This is a genomic window from Streptomyces sp. NTD107, from assembly GCF_059510435.1.
On record NZ_JCAJZV010000001.1, the window covers coordinates 148639 to 166110 of the forward strand.

Sequence of the window (17472 nt, forward strand, 5' to 3'; positions counted from 1 at the left end):
CCATGAGCAACCTCGACCAGCGCCCCGCCCCCACCCCGTGCGGCGCCGCCCCGCGCACCGGCCCGGTCCACGAACTACGCCCCGGGCGCGAGGTGCCGCTCGGTGAGAGCACCGTGGTGCGCCGGCTGCTGCCCAACCTCGGCCGCCGCATGGTCGGCGCGTGGGTGTTCGTCGACCACTACGGCCCGGACGACATCGCGGACGAACCCGGCATGCAGGTACCCCCGCACCCGCACATCGGACTCCAGACCGTCAGCTGGCTGCACGCCGGCGAGGTGCTGCACCGCGACAGCCTCGGCAGCCTCCAGACCGTCCGCCCCCGCGAACTGGGCCTGATGACCGCCGGCCGGGCCATCGCGCACTCCGAGGAATCCCCGAGCCCGCACCGTAACGCCCCGATCCTGCACGGTGCCCAGCTGTGGGTCGCGCTCCCCGGCGAACACCGGCACACCACGCCCGCGTTCGAGCACCACGCCACCCTGCCGGTGCTGCGCGGCGGCGGCGGGCTCTCGGCCACCGTCATCCTGGGCGAACTCGACGGCGCGGCGTCCCCCGGCACCACCTTCAGCCCGCTGGTCGGCGCCGACCTCACGCTGGCGGCCGGCACCGACACCCGGCTGCCGCTGACCGAGGACTTCGAGTACGCGGCCCTGTCGATGTCCGGCGCTCCCGAGATCGACGGCGTACCGCTGCCCCCGGGCTCCCTCCTCTACCTGGGCGAGGGCCGGCGTGAACTCCCGCTGCGCTCCGACCACGACGCGTCGGTGATGCTGCTGGGCGGCGTTCCGTTCGAGGAGGAGATCGTCATGTGGTGGAACTTCGTGGCCCGCAGCGGAGAGGAGATCGCCCAGGCGCGCGCCGACTGGACGGCCGGCCGGCACTTCGGCGAGGTCACGGGGTACGCCGCCGCCCGCCTTGAGGCCCCCGCCCTCCCCCCGGTCCCGCTGAAACCCCGGGGCCGCACCCGCTGATCCGGGCTCCCCCGCACCGGGTCCGCCGACGGCGCGGATCCCGGAGCGGGGCACCTGTCCCGGCTCAGTAACCGGGGCGCCTGTTGTCCACGGTGAGGTTCTCGATCGGCCTGATCATGGTCCGGGCGTTCTCCATGTTGGCCAGCACATTGGCCCACAGCGTCTCTTCCGCACGGCTGATCTGGCCCCTGTCGTTGCGTCTCATGTACATGTCGCGAATCGCGGTGCGCCCGACCAGGGAGGCGGTGCAGAACAGATACCTCGAAATGCGGTTTCCGGGATAGTTGTTGTTCGACCAGGCACGATCCGGACCACTGGTGACGAGGCTCACCTGCACGCCGAGATAAATTCCCTCGATGCGGACATAAAGCCGGCTGAGGTCCTCGTACACCTGATTGATGTAATAGAGCGCGTCCCGCACCCCGTTGTCGAACGCCCGGTGCTGGGCGTTCGCCTCGGGGGTCAGGATCGTCAGGTTGGCCGCGTCGTTGCCCGGGCCGCCGAAGTTGCAGTTGAGCATGTGGCCGGCGACGAACGGGATACCGTAGCGCCGCCGGGCGTCATCGATGGCGCCGGGCAGTCGGGGATCCGCGTCATTCGCCCGTGGCGAGTACGCGAGAGGGCCCAGGATGGCGGTCACCGATGAGGAGCCGGCGTGCCGGTCCTGCAAGACTTAACTCGGCGGCGCGACGTAATACCGGTGGGGGATCTCCCTCACCTGGACGCGCTGTCGCCGCGGGATCCGGTAGGCGCGCTGGACCGCCGGCGCGTGTCCGGCGTGACCTGCGTGACCGTGCGCGGCGCGCTGCACCGGCGCTTGCTCGGGGGCCGGTCCCGACATCACCCGGCGGGCGGTGTTCTCGGCCTCGATCTCGAAGCGGTCGGAGGGGTCGGAGACGTTGACCCCGTCGCCCCGGTCACTTCCCGCGACCGGGCCCTGGCGTTGCTGGAGAACATGGGTGAGTTCGTGGGACAGGGTGTGCGCGTCGATTCCGCCCTGGCCGACGGAAATGTGGTTTCCGGAGGTCCAGGCGATCGCGCCCATCTCCTGGTTCGATGCCTGCGCCGTCGCGTCGTCGTGAATGCGGACCGCGCTGAAGTCGGCGCCCCCGAACCGCGCCTCCATGTCCCGCTGCACCGGCCCGGACAGCGGCTTGCCCGGCGAGCTCAGCACCTGGTGGACCGCCGAACGCTGGACGGGCAGTTCGTCTTCCTCCTCCTCGTGGAGGTGAGCGTCCGCACCGTGGGCCGCCGAACGCTGCACCGGCCCGCCCTCCAACTCCTCCTCGTCCTCGTGCGAGGGAGCGCTCGCCTGCCGCTGGGCGGCCAGGGCCCGGGTGACGCCGGCGTTTCCGGCACTCCGCTGGAGGGTCTTGACGGTGGATCCGCCCACGAACCCGGCCAGCTGCGAGGGGACGGAATGCGCTGCCTTGCGTCGCGCCCCGGTCTGCTTCGGGGTTTGCGCACCGGGCCGCTCTTTGCGTTCTGGCATCTGGTTGCTTCCTCGACGGATGGATCTGGTGCTACCGGTTCTACGACACCGGGCCCGCGAATTGAAGGTGCTCAAGGGCGCCGTGGATGCTTCATCGGGCAATCCGGGGCCGTCCGGGTGGGCAAGCCGGCCCGGCATCACCCACTCCCGCCGATGTTGTCAACAACACCGGGGTGGTGCGTCGTTGAAGAAGCGCCCCCTGGCTGCCTCCGCACGCCGTCCCGTATGGGATGACGCCGGAGTGGGGCGCGCCGGACACTTCTTGTGCTGAGCCAATAGCTCAGGAACCTCTTTTCGGGAGGAGTCATACACGTGGTCATCGATGACGGAAGCTTCGAATACCCGGCCGCGCCGGCCAACGGGTTCGACACGATCCAGGCCGGTGGGACCATCGGCCCGTGGACGGTCGACAGCGGGAACGTGGATCTGATCGGTCCCGGATTCTGGCAGGCGGCGGACGGGGGGCAGTCGGTCGACCTCAACGGGATCCAGCCCGGCAGCGTGTCGCAGGTGCTGCGCACCACACCGGGCAAGACGTACACCGTGACGTACGCCCTCGCCGGCAACCCCGACGGCCCCCAGGGCCCGAAGACCGGCCGGGTTCTGATCAACGGGCAGAACTTCCAGGACTTCTCGTTCGACACCACCGGCAAGTCCTTCACCAACATGGGTTATGTGGGCCGGCAGGTGACCTTCGTGGCCACCGGCACCACCACCCGGCTCACCTTCGCCAGCACCACCGCGGTGGGCCCCTACGGCCCCGTGCTCGACGACGTAAAGGTCAAGTCCAGCAGCTCCTGCTGCTGTTGAGCCGTCCCGTCGAAGGCCCCGGCCGCGTCCTCCACAGGGGGGCGGCCGGGGCCGCCGTGCGCAGACTGTAGACGAAAGACGATTCATCTCGGCCTGCCCGCTGTTGTGCCCCGTCCCCCAGGGAGCGACCGCGATGCTGTCGTCAAGACTGCCACCGGGCGCGGTGCCCCGGCCGGAGCGCGCCGGGCCGCTGCGCGATCGCGGCTCCGAGACCCTGCTCCACCTCATCACCGCCCGCGCCCTGCCGCCCGGCCAGCACCTCGTCGAGAGCGAGCCGGCCGGGCAGCTCGGCTTCTCCCGGCAGCCGGTGCGCGAGGCGCCGCAACGGCTCAACACCGAGGGATGGGTGGATCTGCGCCCGGCCCAGGGCGCGTGCGTCCACGAGCCGACCGAGGCGGAGGCCGACCAGCTGCTGACCGTCCGTACGCTGCTGGAGGCGGAGGCCGCACGACTGGCCGCCGCGAGCGCCGGCCCCGAGGGGGCCGCCGCGCCGGCCGGGCTGTGCGCGCTGTGCTCCGCCTGTGGCACCCTCGCCGCGAGCATGCCTCTGCACGTCCGCACCTGAACGTGCGAGGGCTGTGGCGCGTCCCATGACGGGGACGTGAACGCGGCGCGTGACCTCAAGGCCGCCGGGCCGGCGGCATCGGTCTGTGGAGCCGGTGCAAGACCTCAACGGAGCACTCCGGGCGGGCAACCGGCGTCGAAGCGGAAAACCCCACGGCGCGAGCCGTGGGACCCCCCTCGAACACGAGGGGGAGGAAGCCAAGGAGGAGTTGTCGCCGATGATGCCGACGCAGGGCAGGTCGTAGCGGACCATGGTCTCGAAGTCCCAGCCAGTGAGGGAGAAGGCACTGTCGCCGGCGATGGCCACCACTTCCTGGTCGGGGCGGGCCTGACCTCGATGCCCTCCGGAGATGGGCCGGTCGTTCCGGTCACCCCGCACCACAGGGGCGGTGTCCGGGGGTGCGCCACTTTCGGACAGTGCCGGGCGGGGCCAACTCCGCGGCCTTCGTTATGCTTCCGTAATAACCGATGATGACCGAGCGGGGTCTATGGGGCGTGGACAGGGAAGCTGAGGAGTTCTTCACCGACTTCTACCCGCGGCTCGCCGGCTGGTGCCGGGGGCTGGTGGACGACGACGGCGTGGCGCATGACATCGCGTCAGAGGCGTTCACCCGCCTGTGGGCGAGATGGCGCACCGTCGAGCGGCCGGAGTCGTACCTCTTCAGCGTCGCCGCCAACCTGGTCAAGGACTACTGGCGCGCCCGGGAGAACGAGCGCGGCGCCGTACGGCGGCTGCTCGCCGGGCGGCGGGAGCACGCGCCGGCCGCCGACCAGGGATTCGATCTGCGCAGCCTCGTGGAGGCGCTGCCCGCCCGGCTGCGGGTGCCGGTGCTCCTGTACTACTACGCCGGTTTGCCGATCAGTGAGATCGCGACCGTACTGCACCGGCGCCCGGGCACCGTGAAGGGCGATCTGCACCAGGCACGCGAACGGCTGCGCACGGCCTTGAGGGGACTTCATGAGATCAGCACCTGATTCCGACCGGCCGCACGAGCCCTCGGAGATCGCCGAGGCGTTCACCACGGGCGACGTACGGCTCAGCCCGCCGCCGGGCACGTACGAGGAGCTGCGGCGGCGGGCCACCGCGCGGCGCCGGCGCCGGCTGGTCGCGGTGACCGCGGCCGTCGCGCTGTCGGCCGGCGGTACGACGGTGGTCGCGGCGATGGCGCGCTCCGACGGGGAGCAGCAGATCCCGGTGGCGGCAGGACCGTCCCAGGACGAGCAGCGCGCCGAGCCCTCCGACGAGCCGGCCGCGCTTCCCACCCCGGACCAGGACCAGGACCCGGACTCCGAGACCGAGGACGGGACCGCGCCGGAGGACAGGACCGCGCCGGAACGGGACACCCCGCCCGCCGACGAGGGCCGCGCCGCGTCGACGGTGTGTCGCACCGACGCCCTGTCGCTGGCGATCGAGGACCCCAACGCCGGCGCCGGATCCGTGATGTACACCCTGGCCTTCACCAACACCGGCGACACCAGCTGCACGATGACCGGCTTCCCCGGCGTGTCCCTGGTGACCGCCGAGAACGGCACCCAGGTCGGCGCCCCCGCCGTCCGCGGCCCGGAGGCCGGCCAGGCGGCCCGGGTGGAGCTGGCGCCGGGCGGGACCGCCCGCGCCGATCTGCGACTGGGCCGGGCGGAGAACTACCCGGCCGAGGAGTGCGGCCCCACGCCGGCCGCCGGTCTGCTCATCTACCCGCCGGACGAGACAGCGGCGCTGTTCCTGCCCCAGGAGGATGTGACCGGCTGCACCGACGAGGCCGTCAGTCTGCTGTCGGTGACGGTGGTGTACTGACCGTGGTCACCGGGTCAGCCCAGCGCCGCCGCCACCTCGGTACGCAGCCGGGGCAGCATGTCGTGCAGCACCCCGGGACACAGGGTGGCGTTGAAATCCTTGTGCCCGTACAGCTGGGTGGGCGCGATGCCGTACTGCTGGCAGGTGTACGCGCACAGGCTGACCAGGACCTCCCACTGGGCAGTCGGCGGGATCGCCCCGTCGTGGTAGGACCCCTCGTTGCAGATCCCGATGGCGTCGTAGTTCTGCCCGGAGGTGTGGGCGCCGAGCACCAGGCCGCGCCCGGCGCGCAGGGTCCGCAGGCTCTGGTGCCGGCCCTCGGTGATCCAGCCGCCCCGGCTGACCACGAAGTGGTATCCGGTGTCCGCCCACTTGTTGTCGTCCAGGTGGATGTTCTGCACCCATCTGGCGTGCGCGTGGGCCTGGGCGCGGGAGTAGTCGGTGGTGTTGGGGCCTGCCGCGTGATGGACGATGATCTTGTTCGGCCGGCTGTCCAGCACCGTGATGGTGCCCGACGCCGGCCGGGCGCCCCAGACGGCCGTGCTGTCGATGTCGGGTTCCACGGCTGCCGCGCGGGCGGCGGCGCTCGCGGTTCCGGACAGCGCGATGGCGGCTCCGCCGGCCGCCAGGCCGGCCGAGCCGGCCAGCAGAAGACGACGCCGCGTCAGATCGGCACCGGACATGTGGGCTCCTTCGTGCTGGGCGAGCGGGGGGTGGGGGAGCGCGCACCCGGGGAGCCGGCCGTACGGGCCGGCTCCCCGGGGCGGGTGTTACGGGGTGTTGTTGGCCAGCGCCAGCAGCCGGTCGCGCGACCCGTTGAACTGGTCACGGTCCACGGCGCCGGAGATTCCGCTCACCGAGCCGGAGTCGGTGTACTGCCAGACCGTGTGCACCGAGAATCCGCCGGGCAGCGTCGGGCTGTTGGCGGTCGTCCAGTGCGCCACCCACAGCGGGCTCTGGCTCGCCATGCCGCTCCAGCTGCCGGTGCAGGTGTTCCACCAGCCCGGCGAGGTGTAGATCACCACATCGCGGCCGGTCCTGGCTTTGTACCGGTTGTAGAAGTCCTGGATCCAGGTGCGCATCTGGGTGGTGGACAGGCCGTAGCACTGGGCACCGTACGGGTTGGACTCGATGTCCAGCACCCCCGGCAGGGTCAGATTGTCGGCCGACCAGGCGCCGCCGTTGGAGGCGAAGTAGTCGGCCTGGACGGTGCCGCTGGAGCTGTTGGGCAGCGCGAAGTGGTACGCGCCCCGGATGACTCCGGCGCCGTGCGCGGCCGGGTAGTTGGCGTTGAAGTTGGGGTCCTTGTACGTGGTCCCCTCGGTGGCCTTCATCCAGGCGAACTGGATGCCGGAGTTGCGCACCGAGGTCCAGTTGATGGTGCCCTGCCAGCGGGACACATCGATGCCCTGGACCCCGTCGGTGGGCGCGAACGGGGTGTACTGCGGGGCGTCGTCCACGGTCCCGTCGCTGTGCGCCAGCTCACCGGCGCCCATGAAGGCGTGACCGGGGGTCAGCTCACCCACCTCCAGGGTGGTGGGCTCGCCGGCCGGCTCGTACGCCCCGGCGTCGGCGGCGGTGGCGGAGGAGGCGCCCAGCGGGGCGACCAGCAGGGCGGCGAGGGAAGCGGCGATCACTCCACTGAGGGTGAGCCGGCGCCGACGGGATCCGGCGGTCCGGGAACGTCGGATGGACATGAACTACCTCCTGGCACAGAAATGTGGGGGTGAGTGCCACAGAGCGAATCAAACAGTCCGGCGGTCGTGGGACAGGGCACGCCGGGCCGCCGCGTCGTCATGTGGGGGACGTGGTGGTGTGCGTTCCAGTGTCTTGAAGTGTGCGCGCCAACAGTCACGCACACCAACCCGCCATGCGTAAAGGGAGTTTGGTATCCCTCCGTGGACCAGTCCAGTGAAAACGGCGCTGACCTGGTGCAATGGGCGTAGACTCCGGGAACTTTCGGGCCCGGAAAGTTGGCGGGAGCCGCATGGCGCGACGGACAATACCGGCCGGACCAGGCAGCGACGGCCCCGGTGACGTACTGTCACCGGGGCCGTCGGGTGCGCGCTGCCGGACGGGGCGTCAGCAGCCGCCGCAGTTGTAGTAGGTCACATCCCAGTGGTTGCCCTCGCGCGCGTAGATGTTGCCCGAGCCCGAGCGGTACTGGGGCGCGCCGTCGCTCCGGTTGCCGATGAAGGTGAAGTTGCCGGTGACGTAGTTGTTGATGCAGGTGTTCAGCCCGTAGTCGAGCTTGTAGCCGTTCCAGTGGCTGTACGTACCGCTCGCGTGCCCGGTCTCCGTACCGCCGGTGATGTTCAGGGCACAGCCGCTGGCCCGCTTGAGGGTCTGGGCGCCCTGGGCCGACTCCAGGTTGAGCTGGTCGAAGGACGTACAGGTGGACACATTGCGGTTGGAGCAGCCGCCCGAGGACGACCAGGTGATGCCGACCGCCGAGAACATCGAGGTGGCCTGCGCGTGAGTGAGCTTGGTCGCGTACGGCGTGACATCCGTCACCTCGGACACGGTCGCGGCCCCGGCCGCCGGGGCGGCGGCCAGTGCGGCACCGGTGAGGGCGAGAGCGGTGAGGACCGAACGGATTCTCATGAGTACGTGAACCCTCCTGCTGTGGGGGGCGCCCGTTCTGGGGGCGCATTTCATCAGATGACGTGCAGGTGGTGCTTGGTCATGCTCCCGCACATCTACGCGCGTTGGCCATGGCCCCGGGTCACTCGGCAGGAAACTGACAGCGGCCGGCCGTCCGGTCCCGCCTCCCAGGGGATCTTGCCGCTCACCGGGGGCGCGTGACAGCCTGATCACGTACCCCCCATACCCGAACATTTCCGCGAGAGGACCTCATGGCCAGCCGGAAGGAGCCCCTGCCGGGCGGCATCCGCCGCTGGCGCGCCGGGCTCTTCGTCCTGTTCGTGATCGTCGGCGTCACCATGTCGTCCTGGGTCACCCGCACCCCCGACATCAGGGACGCCATCGGCGCCTCGACCGCCGGCATGGGGCTGGTCATCTTCGGGCTCTCCGTCGGCGCCATGACCGGGGTGCTCAGCTCCGGGCAGCTCGTCGCCCGGTACGGCGGCCGGCCCGTCACTACCGCCGGCATCAGCCTCATCGTGCTCGGCCCCGTCCTGGTGGGCGCCGGCGCCGCCACCGGCTCCGCCCCCGTGGTGTTCGCCGCGCTCATGATCTTCGGCGCCGGCAGCGGCCTGATGGAGATCGCCGTCAACATCGAGGGCGCCGCCGTGGAACGGGCCCTGTCCCGCCCCGTGCTGCCCGCGCTGCACGGCTGCTTCAGCGCCGGCACCGTCGCCGGCGCCGCCACCGGCATCGCGCTGACCGCCGTGGACTTCGCCGTCGCCTGGCATCTGTGGCTGATCTCCGCCCTGTGCGCCCCGGCCGCCGCCTGGGCGGTGCGGCAGATGCCCGCCGGCACCGGCCGGGAGGGCGCCGGCACCACCGACGAACCACGCCTGACCCGCGCCGAACGCCTCGCCGTGTGGCGCGAACCGCGCACCCTGATGCTCGGCGCGATCGTGCTCGGCATGGCCCTGGCCGAGGGCGCCGCCAACGACTGGCTGCCGCTGATCATGGTCGACGGCTACGAGCTGGACGCCACCACCGGATCGCTCGTCTACACCCTGTTCGCCGCCGCCATGGCCACCGGCCGGTTCGGCGGGGAGTTCGTGCTCGCCCGGCTCGGCCGGGTCACCGTGGTACGCGGCAGCGCCATCCTCGCCGCCGTCGGCATTCTGATCGTGGTCTTCGCCCCGCACCCCGCGCTGGCCGCCGGCGCCGTCGTACTGTGGGGCCTGGGCGCCGCCCTCGGCTTCCCCGTCACCATCTCCGCCGCCGGCGACAGCCCGCACCACGCCGCCGCCCGGGTCAGCGCCGTGGCCACCATCGCCTACCTGGCCTTTCTCGCCGGCCCCCCGCTGCTCGGCCTGCTCGGCGAACACACCGGACTGCGCAACGCCATGCTGGCCGTCGCCGCCGTGGCCCTGCTGGTCAGCACCCTGGCCTCGGCGGCCCGCAAACCGAAGGACCAGGCCGGCCCCGTACCCCCCGCTACAACGCAGCGGCCCGCAGCCGCTCCCGCGCCGCCATCAGCGCGAAACCCAGCAGATTGAGCCCCCGCCACCGAGCCGGATCCCGCGCCGCCTCGTGGGCCGCTCCCATCCCGATGCCCCAGATCCGGTCCCGCGGGCTCGCCTCCACCAGCACCCGGTCCCCGGTGCCCAGCAGATACTCCCGCAGCGCCGCGTCCTGACCGAACTTGTGCACGCCGCCGTCCACCACGATCGCGAACCGCTCCGCGGCCCACCGCTCCTGGTCGAAGCCGCGCACCGTACGCCCCACCGCCTTGGCGTCCCGGGGATGACCGGCCGCCAGCACCCGTACCCGCGCGTCCTCGTCACCGAACAGCCGCGCCTTCTCCGCCATCATCCAGTGCTCCGCCGTGGCATACCTCTCCCCGGCCACCGTGAACGGCGCCGGCCACCACTGGCTCAGACACCCCGCCCCGACACCGCCGTCCTTCTGCGGCCGATGCCCCCAGAAACACAGATACTTCAGCCGTTCCCCCCGCCCGGCCCGATCCACCAGCTCCGCTACCCGCTCCCCGTTCGCCATGCCCGCCACTCTGCCATCCGCCACTGACACTCCCGCCCCGCTACAGATACAGCCCCGCCGCCGACCGGGACGGCAGCGGTGCCACCGCCGTCGGCCCGGTGCCCCGGCGCAGCGCGTACAGCTCCGCCAGCGTCGCCCCCTCGCGCGGCACGCCCTCCTCCGTGCCCAGCCACTCCACCGCCTCGGGGCGGGTCAGCGGACCGACCTCGATCCGGGCCAGACAGCGGCCGGGCCGCACCACCGCCGGATGCAGCCGCTCCAGGTCCTCGTTGGTGGTGATGCCCACCAGCACCCGGCGGCCCTGCCCCAGCAGGCCATCGGTGAGATTCAGCAGCCGGGACAGCGCCTGCCCCGCCGCGTCCTTGGCGCCGCCCCGGATCAACTCGTCGCAGTCCTCCAGGATCAGCAGCCGCCAGCGGTCCTTCGCCCCCGCCGCGTCGGCCGGATCCCGCTCCTCCTCGTAGCTGAGCTGATCCGGGGTGCCGTCCTCGTCGTCCTCCTCGTCGTCGCCGATGACCACATCCATCAGATAGCCGACCTCGGAGAACAGCCGTTCCGGATCCAGCACACAGTCCACCTGGCACCACTCCCGCCACGATCGCGCCAAGGTGCGCAGCGCCGAGGTCTTGCCGGTGCCGGGCGGCCCGTGGAGCAGCAGCAGCCGGCCCGCGACATCGGCGGCCGTGACCCCCATCAGGTCGTCCATGGCCCGCGCCACCGGCGCCGAGTACCCGGGGCGCACCGCCTCCCAGCTCTCCGCCGCGATCTTCCGGGTGGTGCGCACCGCGCCGCGCCCGCCGGGGGAGAAGTGCCAGAAACCCATGGTCACGTTGCCGGGATCCGGGTCCGGCGCCTCCTCGGCACCGGTGACCGTCTGCTTGAGGATCTGCTGGGCCAGTTCATCACTTTCGGCGATCACGGTCACCTGGGCGCCGTACGTCCAGCGCCGGGAGCGCAGCAGCCAGCCGGGGCCGCTCGCCAGCACGGCGTAGGTGTCGTCGCCGCGCACCGTACGGCGGACCTCGGCGCCGTCGGGCAGCAGCGGGTGGTGCTTGCGGACCTTCTCCAGACGGCGGCTGCGGGCGTACGGGAGCCGTCCGGAACCGAATTCGCTGACCAGCAGCATGTCCACGATGTCGGCGGGCGCGGTGGAGTCGGTGACGGTGAGCGGCAGGGCGGGCTCCTCGGCGGGTGAGGTGGGCGGGGGCACGGGAGTCATATCCGCCATGATCGCCGGGGCCGGGCGGTGGCGCATCCGGATTTCTGTCGCAAAAGCGCGCCTCGGTGATGTTCGTCAACACCCTTGTGGGGAAAGGTGAATCCTGGGACCGGGATACCCACGCGCACTCGGGGGGCGTTAGGGTTACTCTGCCCGGACCGGGTGCCCTCGTACGGGTGGGAGAGTCATGGAGCAGATAACACGCGGCAGGCCCCGAGTGCCTGCGATCGATTGCGGGAGCGGCGCAAGCTCTACGCGCCTGGAACGCCATCTGAGCGTGCTGTCCGGACCTGCCGTGCCGGCGCGCGAGACCGAAGAGGCCATCACGCTGATGCGCGAGCTGACAACGCGGGATCGGCAGTCCACCAAGAGCACGCCCACCCGGGGTGCCAGGGTGCGGCTGTTCACCCCGCTGCGGAGGCTGCGGCGCACGCTCTTCGGCAGTCACGGCTGATCCGGAACGTCACTTCCGTTTCAGCCGCCTGATCACTCACGCGTCACTCGGGGGAGGAGTCCACCGATACGGCGAAGGAGAAGCGGTCGCCCCGGTAATGGATGCGCGCGACATCCACGGTGCGTCCCTTCTCGTCGTACACCACCCCCGTGATGTGCAGGATCGGGCTCAGCAGCGGCACCGCGAGCAGCTGCGAGGTGGTCGGGTCAGCCAGCCGAGCCTGAACCGTGTTGGCGATCCGGCCCACCGTCACTCCCGCGACATCCCGCAGCACCCGGGTCATGGGCCAGCGTTCCAGATCCGCGGGTTCGATGCGCGCCGCGACCTCCGGGTGGAGCAAATTCTCCGCCCAGTTGGCCGCTTCTCCGCTCTCCCGGTCATACCGCAGCCGCCGGAAGCTGACCACCTCGGCCAGGCCGGGGAAGTGCGGCGCCACCTCCACGGGGACCGGTACCGGGCCGTGCCCCAGCAGGGTGGTGGCCTCGCCCGACTGCTGGGCCACGATGGTGTCCACCGAGCCGAGCAGCCGTACCGGTGAACCGGGCTTCGCCGCCGGTTCGATGAAGGTGCCGCGCCGCCGGTGCCGGCTGATCAGCCCTTCCAGCTCCAGCTCCTTGAGCGCCTGCCGCATGGTGAGGACGGACACCCCGTAGTGCTCGGCGAGTTGTTCCTCGGTGGGCAGCCGCAGTGGTGCCTGGGGCGGGCGGCCGAGTATGGAGGCGCGCAGCGACTGGGAGACCTGGTACCACAGGGGGAGTTTGCGGTTCAGCTGAAGGGAGTCGGGTGCGAAGACGGTCACGGCGCGCTCCGGGAACTCAAGGGCTCAGGCAGGGAAGTGCCGCTGAAGACCCTCCCACACATTGTCGTATCCATGTTGCGGACGGTGCTCACCGATCGCCGCCGCGGTGAGGGTCAGCGGCCAGCGGGTCTCGAACATGAAGGCCAGCCCGTCGGTCACCTTGGCGGGTACCAGGTCGGCGGCGCTGGCCCGTTCGAAGGTCTCGCGGTCGGGGCCGTGCGCCGACATCATGTTGTGCAGTGAGCCGCCGCCGGGCACGAAGCCCTCGGCCTTGGCGTCGTAGGCGCCCTCGATCAGGCCCATGTACTCGCTCATCACATTGCGGTGGAAGTACGGCGGCCGGAAGGTGTCCTCGCCCACCAGCCAGCGCGGGGCGAACACCACGAAGTCGGCGTTGGCCAGCCCCGGGGTGTCCGAGGGCGAGGTCAGCACGGTGAAGATGGACGGGTCCGGGTGGTCGTAGCTGATCGAGCCGATGACGTTGAAGCGGCGCAGATCGTAGCGGTAGGGCACATGGCTGCCGTGCCAGGCCACCACGTCCAGGGGGGAGTGGTCGTAGACGGCGGCCCACAGATTGCCGCAGAACTTGGTGATCACCTCGACGGGGCGTTCGATGTCCTCGTAGGCGGCCAGCGGCGCCTCGAAGTCCCGGGCGGCGGCGAGGCCGTTGGCGCCGATCGGGCCGAGGTCGGGGAGGGTGAAGGGGCGGCCGTAGTTCTCGCAGACGTAGCCGCGGGCGGTGCCGTCCGGCAGTTCCACCCGGAACCGCACCCCGCGCGGGATGAGCGCGATGTGCCCGGGGGCGGCGCGCAGTACGCCGAACTCGGTGCGCAGCAGCAGCGTGCCGCGCTCGGGCACGATCAGCAGTTCGCCGTCGGCGTCGCTGAACACCCGCTCCCGCATGGAGGTGTTGGCGTGGTACAGGTGCACAGCCATCCCGGTGCGCTGCCGGATGTCGCCGTTGCCGCCCAGTGTCCACAGTCCGGCGACGAAGTCGGTGCCGGGCGGCGGGGCGGGCAGCGGGTCCCACCGCAGCCGGTTGGGGTCGGGCACGGTCTCGTCGAACGGGGTACCGCGCAGCGTGCCCTGGCTGATCCGGGTGAACGGGGGGTGGGCCGCCGAGGGCCGGATCCGGTACAGCCATGAACGGCGGCCGGTGCCGCGTGGCTCGGTGAAGGCGCTGCCGCTCAGCTGCTCCGCGTACAGGCCGAGCGGGGCGCGCTGCGGTGAGTTGCGGCCGATCGGCAGGGCGCCGGGGATCGCCTCGCTGCTGTGCTCGTTGCCGAAGCCGGGGGAGTAGCCGGGTTCGTCGCCGGCCGTCACCGTCGTTCGCTGTCCGCTGCCCATGGCGTGCTCCCGCCCATCGGTCCCGACGATCATTCCTGTGAGCGACCATAGGAATCGATGGGTGGCAAGTCAACGACCCGCGCGACTTCCGGCGGTGAAACCTTTGTTCAGAATCCCCCCTCCCCGGCCGGCCCCCACGAACGGGCGAGCAGCCGCGCCGCCTGCGGACGGCCCCGGTAGGGGCGCAGGGCGCGGCGCATGTCGTGGAGCGCACGCTCCACGTCGCCCGAGCGCAGCCGCTCCCGGCCGGTCAGCAGCGCCTCCCACGCCCCGCACGCCTCCTCCAGCTGCCCTGCGCGCAGCAGCAGTTGGCCATATCTCGCCAGGGTGAGCGCATGGCCCCGGACATCACCGGCCGGCCGCTCGGCCACCGCCCGGCGCAGCACCTCCCGCGCACCCGGCAGATCGCCCAGCGCCTCCAGCGCCAGCGAGGTCTGGTACAGCAGCCCGGCCCCCGAGTAGCTGTCGAAAGGGCCGCCGGCCCCCGGCCCGTACTCCTGCGCGCGCTGCCCCGCGTACTCCGCCCGCGCCAGGGCCCTGAGCGCGCCACGCCGGTCCCCGCAGCGGGCCAGTACGACGCCGAGCTGCGCCTGGACGTACGACTGCGGCGCCGGCGGGGCCCACCGGGCGGCGCGGGCGGCGGCCTCGGCCAGCCGCAGCGCGCAGGGCAGCTGGCCGAGCCGCAGCGCCTGCCCGCTCATCGCCCGCAGCACCACGCTCCAGGTGACGCGGTCGCCCGCCTCGCCGGCCAGCTGGTGCGCACTGGTGAAGTACCGCTGCGCCAGCCCGTGCCGCTGCCCGTCCTCGTACATCCTGGCCAGCAGGAACGCCAGCCGGGCGGCCCCGGTCAGCGGCTCGGGGCGCGCGGTGGCCAGCAGCGGGGTCACATCCTCGGCGAGATGGACCGCGAGCGCGCCGCGCGCGTGCCGCCCGCCGTACGAGCGCATCGCCGCGGCGAAGAACACCGCCGCCTCGTGCAGCGCCCGGGCCGGCTCGGCGCCGGGGCCGGCCGGCGGGGCCGGCCGCGGGATGGGCACCGGCTGCGGTACGGCGGCGTCCGCCAGCCGGTAGGGCCGCTGCCGCAGCAGCGCGGCGCGCCGCCCGCCGTCCGCGTCGGTGCGGCACAGCGCGGCGAACCGGGGTACGGGGCCGGCGGCTTCCGGCGGCGGCCCGCCCGGGAAGCCGGCGGCGCGCACCGTGACGGACCGCCCGGTACGCCGGGACAGCGCCTCGGCGATCAGCTGCGGTACGGGGTGCCGGGGCTGGGTGCCGGAGAGCCAGTGGGCCACGGCGGTGCGGTCGTACCGCAGCGGGGTGCCGGTCTCGGCGCCGAGGGCGTTGACCGCGCGGGCCAGCTCCGCCTGGGTCCAGCCGGCCTCCCGCAGCAGGGCTCGCAGCTGGTCGTTGGGGCCGCGCTGTTCCGTCATGCCTTCTTTGGTCTCACAGCGGGGGCACGGGTGGCAGGGGCGCATCGGCGCGCGGGAACGCCCGGATCTGACCCACTATCACACGATGGGGTAAGAATTTCCGTGCCGGGTCACCCAGGAGAGGGGCGCGCGGCGGTGGACCCGTGCGGGCCACTGATCAACTGATCAGAGGAAATATCTGCTGACCGTCTCCGCCACACACACCGGCTTGTGCCCGCCCTCCCGCTCCACCGTCACCGTGAGCGTCAGCTGCACCCCGCCCCCGGGCACCTCCACCACCTCATGGATCCCGGCCGTGCCCCGCACCCGCGAGCCCACCGGCACCGGGGCCGGGAACCGCACCCGGTTCACCCCGTAGTTGACGGCGAGCCGGGCGCCGTCCACCCGGATCAGCCGGCGGACGAACTCGGGCAGCAGCGCGAGGGTGAGATAGCCGTGCGCCACGGTCGAGCCGAACGGGCCGTCCGCTGCCCGCGCCGGATCCACATGGATCCACTGATGATCGCCGGTCGCCTCGGCGAACAGATCGATCCGCCGTTGGTCGATTTCCAGCCAGTCGCTGGTGCCCAAGTGGGCGCCGACCGCCGCCCGCAGTTCACCCACCGACGCAAAGATCCGCGGCTCCGCCATCCGCCCAGCATGCTGACCGGCGCACGGCACTGTCAACGGCCCGGCCCCATTGACGCCCCCGCAACCCGGTGATCTGATCGAAAGCGCTGTGGGGGTGGTTCAACCGACACTGTTCTCAAAGGACATGGGAGATTCCATGCGTGCTGAGCGCGCCCGGACCACCATCGCCGCCACAGCCGTCACGGCGCTCGCCGCCGCGCTGCTGAGCACCGGCACCGCCTGCGCCACCGACACCCCCGACACCGCACCCGGGCCCGGCCCGGCACCCGTCACCAGCACCCCCGCCGCCACCCCGGCCGCGCAGAGCACGCCCGCCGGCCTGGAGCAGCTGTCCACCGGCTGGTCACTGCCCTGGGGCGCCGACTGGCTCCCGGACGGCTCCGCCCTCTACACCGAACGCGACACCCACCGCATCGTGCACCTCACCCCCGACGGCACCCGTACCGTCCTGGGCACCGTCCCGAACGTGGTGCACGGCGGCGAGGGCGGGCTGCTCGGCCTCGCCGTCTCCCCGGGCTTCGCCACCGACCGCACCCTGTACGTCTTCCACACCGCCGCCACCGACAACCGCATCGCCCGCCTCACCTGGGACGGCACCACCCTCGGCGGCTACCGGCCCCTCCTCACCGGCATCGCCAAGGCCGCCATCCACAACGGCGGCCGGCTCGCCTTCGGACCCGACGGCCACCTCTACGCCACCACCGGCGACGCCGCCAACCCGCAGCTCGCCCAGAACCCGGACGCCCTCGAAGGCAAGATCCTGCGGATCACCACCACCGGCGCCCCCGCCCCCGGCAACCCCTTCGGCACCCCCGTCTACAGCCTCGGCCACCGCAACCCGCAGGGCCTGGCCTGGGACGACGAGGGACGGCTGTGGTCGGCCGAACTCGGCCAGAACACCTGGGACGAACTCAACCTCATCGAACCCGGCAACAACTACGGCTGGCCCGCGTGCGAAGGCGCCTGCGGACGCCCCGGATTCACCGACCCCAAGGAGACGTGGAGCACCGCCGAGGCATCACCCAGCGGCCTCGCCCACGCCGACGGCGCCCTCTACATGGCCGCCCTGCGCGGCCAGCGGCTGTGGCGCATCCCGCTGGACGGCACCGACACCGGCACCCCCCAGGCGTACTACCAGGGGCAGCTCGGCCGGCTCCGCACCGTCCTCACCACCCCCACCGGCGACGCCCTGTGGCTGTCCGGCTCCAACGGCCCCGGCGCCGACGCCGTCCACCGCGTCACCCTCCGGTAGAGCGGCGCGACGAAGGTTGACGGCGGCCCGCCCGGCACCCAAGATCTGAGGGCAGGACAACGCCGAGGCGATGG

The 17472-nt window shown here is 72.0% G+C and carries 18 protein-coding genes and 3 pseudogenes; 9 read left to right on the top strand and 12 right to left on the bottom strand.

Annotated features, from left to right (window positions below; translation table 11 throughout):
- Positions 1-2 precede the first annotated feature (2 nt).
- Positions 3-971, top strand: a complete 969-nt coding sequence (locus AC5WRL_RS00670; protein WP_496086224.1) for a pirin family protein — start codon at positions 3-5, stop codon at positions 969-971.
- A 64-nt stretch (positions 972-1035) separates the two neighbouring features.
- On the opposite strand, the gene AC5WRL_RS00675 is transcribed toward AC5WRL_RS00670, so the two are convergent.
- Together AC5WRL_RS00675 and AC5WRL_RS00680 are read right to left on the bottom strand one after the other, a co-directional pair.
- Positions 1036-1611, bottom strand: coding sequence for a hypothetical protein (locus AC5WRL_RS00675; protein WP_496086225.1), 576 nt, complete (start codon positions 1609-1611; stop codon positions 1036-1038).
- A 33-nt stretch (positions 1612-1644) separates the two neighbouring features.
- Positions 1645-2463 carry an eCIS core domain-containing protein gene (locus AC5WRL_RS00680; RefSeq protein WP_496086226.1) on the bottom strand — a complete coding sequence of 273 codons (819 nt, stop codon included), beginning with the start codon at positions 2461-2463 and terminating at the stop codon, positions 1645-1647.
- A gap of 312 nt (positions 2464-2775) precedes the next feature.
- Here AC5WRL_RS00680 and AC5WRL_RS00685 point away from each other — a divergent pair, with 312 nt between their 5' ends.
- From AC5WRL_RS00685 to AC5WRL_RS00695, 3 genes and pseudogenes are all read left to right on the top strand, one after another.
- On the top strand, positions 2776-3273 hold the full coding sequence (locus AC5WRL_RS00685; protein WP_496086227.1) for a choice-of-anchor C family protein: 498 nt from the start codon (positions 2776-2778) through the stop codon (positions 3271-3273).
- Between the two features lie 133 nt (positions 3274-3406).
- Positions 3407-3781, top strand: a pseudogene (locus tag AC5WRL_RS00690) (GntR family transcriptional regulator); the annotation flags it as partial.
- A pseudogene (locus AC5WRL_RS00695) lies at positions 3782-4003 on the top strand (zinc ribbon domain-containing protein); the annotation flags it as partial.
- A 33-nt stretch (positions 4004-4036) separates the two neighbouring features.
- Here AC5WRL_RS00695 and AC5WRL_RS00700 read toward each other — a convergent pair.
- Positions 4037-4168 (bottom strand): annotated as a pseudogene (locus AC5WRL_RS00700) (thiamine pyrophosphate-dependent enzyme); the annotation flags it as partial.
- 140 nt (positions 4169-4308) lie between these two features.
- On the opposite strand from AC5WRL_RS00700, the gene AC5WRL_RS00705 reads away from it, so the two are divergent.
- Positions 4309-4812 carry an RNA polymerase sigma factor gene (locus AC5WRL_RS00705; RefSeq protein ID WP_496086781.1) on the top strand — a complete coding sequence of 168 codons (504 nt, stop codon included), beginning with the start codon at positions 4309-4311 and terminating at the stop codon, positions 4810-4812.
- Positions 4796-5632, top strand: coding sequence for a DUF4232 domain-containing protein (locus AC5WRL_RS00710; RefSeq protein ID WP_496086228.1), 837 nt, complete (start codon positions 4796-4798; stop codon positions 5630-5632). The genes AC5WRL_RS00705 and AC5WRL_RS00710 overlap by 17 nt, the downstream gene beginning before the upstream one ends.
- 14 nt (positions 5633-5646) lie before the next feature.
- On the opposite strand, the gene AC5WRL_RS00715 is transcribed toward AC5WRL_RS00710, so the two are convergent.
- From AC5WRL_RS00715 to AC5WRL_RS00725, 3 genes are all read right to left on the bottom strand, one after another.
- Entirely contained in the window at positions 5647-6315 is a 669-nt protein-coding gene (locus AC5WRL_RS00715) for a peptidoglycan recognition protein family protein (protein WP_496086229.1), read from the bottom strand.
- Between the two features lie 87 nt (positions 6316-6402).
- Complete coding sequence (locus AC5WRL_RS00720; RefSeq protein WP_496086230.1) at positions 6403-7329, bottom strand: lysozyme; 927 nt, start codon at positions 7327-7329, stop codon at positions 6403-6405.
- Positions 7330-7714: 385 nt separating this feature from the next.
- Complete coding sequence (locus AC5WRL_RS00725; protein WP_496086231.1) at positions 7715-8236, bottom strand: hypothetical protein; 522 nt, start codon at positions 8234-8236, stop codon at positions 7715-7717.
- A gap of 251 nt (positions 8237-8487) precedes the next feature.
- On the opposite strand from AC5WRL_RS00725, the gene AC5WRL_RS00730 reads away from it, so the two are divergent.
- Entirely contained in the window at positions 8488-9768 is a 1281-nt protein-coding gene (locus AC5WRL_RS00730; RefSeq protein WP_496086232.1) for an MFS transporter, read from the top strand.
- Here the strand turns inward: AC5WRL_RS00730 and ybiA are convergent.
- A complete protein-coding gene (gene ybiA / locus AC5WRL_RS00735) occupies positions 9707-10270 on the bottom strand; it encodes a riboflavin biosynthesis intermediates N-glycosidase (RefSeq protein WP_496086233.1) in 564 nt (187 codons plus the stop codon). The genes AC5WRL_RS00730 and ybiA overlap by 62 nt on opposite strands.
- Positions 10271-10310: 40 nt before the next feature.
- On the bottom strand, positions 10311-11498 hold the full coding sequence (locus AC5WRL_RS00740; RefSeq protein WP_496086782.1) for a DUF5925 domain-containing protein: 1188 nt from the start codon (positions 11496-11498) through the stop codon (positions 10311-10313).
- Between the two features lie 178 nt (positions 11499-11676).
- Between AC5WRL_RS00740 and AC5WRL_RS00745 the strand changes: the two genes are divergently transcribed.
- Positions 11677-11943, top strand: coding sequence for a hypothetical protein (locus AC5WRL_RS00745; protein WP_496086234.1), 267 nt, complete (start codon positions 11677-11679; stop codon positions 11941-11943).
- Between the two features lie 43 nt (positions 11944-11986).
- Here AC5WRL_RS00745 and AC5WRL_RS00750 read toward each other — a convergent pair whose 3' ends face one another.
- From AC5WRL_RS00750 to AC5WRL_RS00765, 4 genes are all read right to left on the bottom strand, one after another.
- Entirely contained in the window at positions 11987-12742 is a 756-nt protein-coding gene (locus AC5WRL_RS00750; RefSeq protein WP_496086235.1) for a GntR family transcriptional regulator, read from the bottom strand.
- Between the two features lie 24 nt (positions 12743-12766).
- Complete coding sequence (gene hmgA, locus AC5WRL_RS00755) at positions 12767-14089, bottom strand: homogentisate 1,2-dioxygenase (RefSeq protein ID WP_496086783.1); 1323 nt, start codon at positions 14087-14089, stop codon at positions 12767-12769.
- Between the two features lie 107 nt (positions 14090-14196).
- Complete coding sequence (locus AC5WRL_RS00760) at positions 14197-15516, bottom strand: NsdA family TPR-like regulatory protein (RefSeq protein WP_496086236.1); 1320 nt, start codon at positions 15514-15516, stop codon at positions 14197-14199.
- Positions 15517-15681: 165 nt separating this feature from the next.
- Positions 15682-16146 carry a MaoC family dehydratase gene (locus AC5WRL_RS00765; RefSeq protein ID WP_496086237.1) on the bottom strand — a complete coding sequence of 155 codons (465 nt, stop codon included), beginning with the start codon at positions 16144-16146 and terminating at the stop codon, positions 15682-15684.
- 136 nt (positions 16147-16282) lie between these two features.
- On the opposite strand from AC5WRL_RS00765, the gene AC5WRL_RS00770 reads away from it, so the two are divergent.
- On the top strand, positions 16283-17398 hold the full coding sequence (locus AC5WRL_RS00770; protein ID WP_496086238.1) for a PQQ-dependent sugar dehydrogenase: 1116 nt from the start codon (positions 16283-16285) through the stop codon (positions 17396-17398).
- Positions 17399-17472 lie beyond the last annotated feature (74 nt).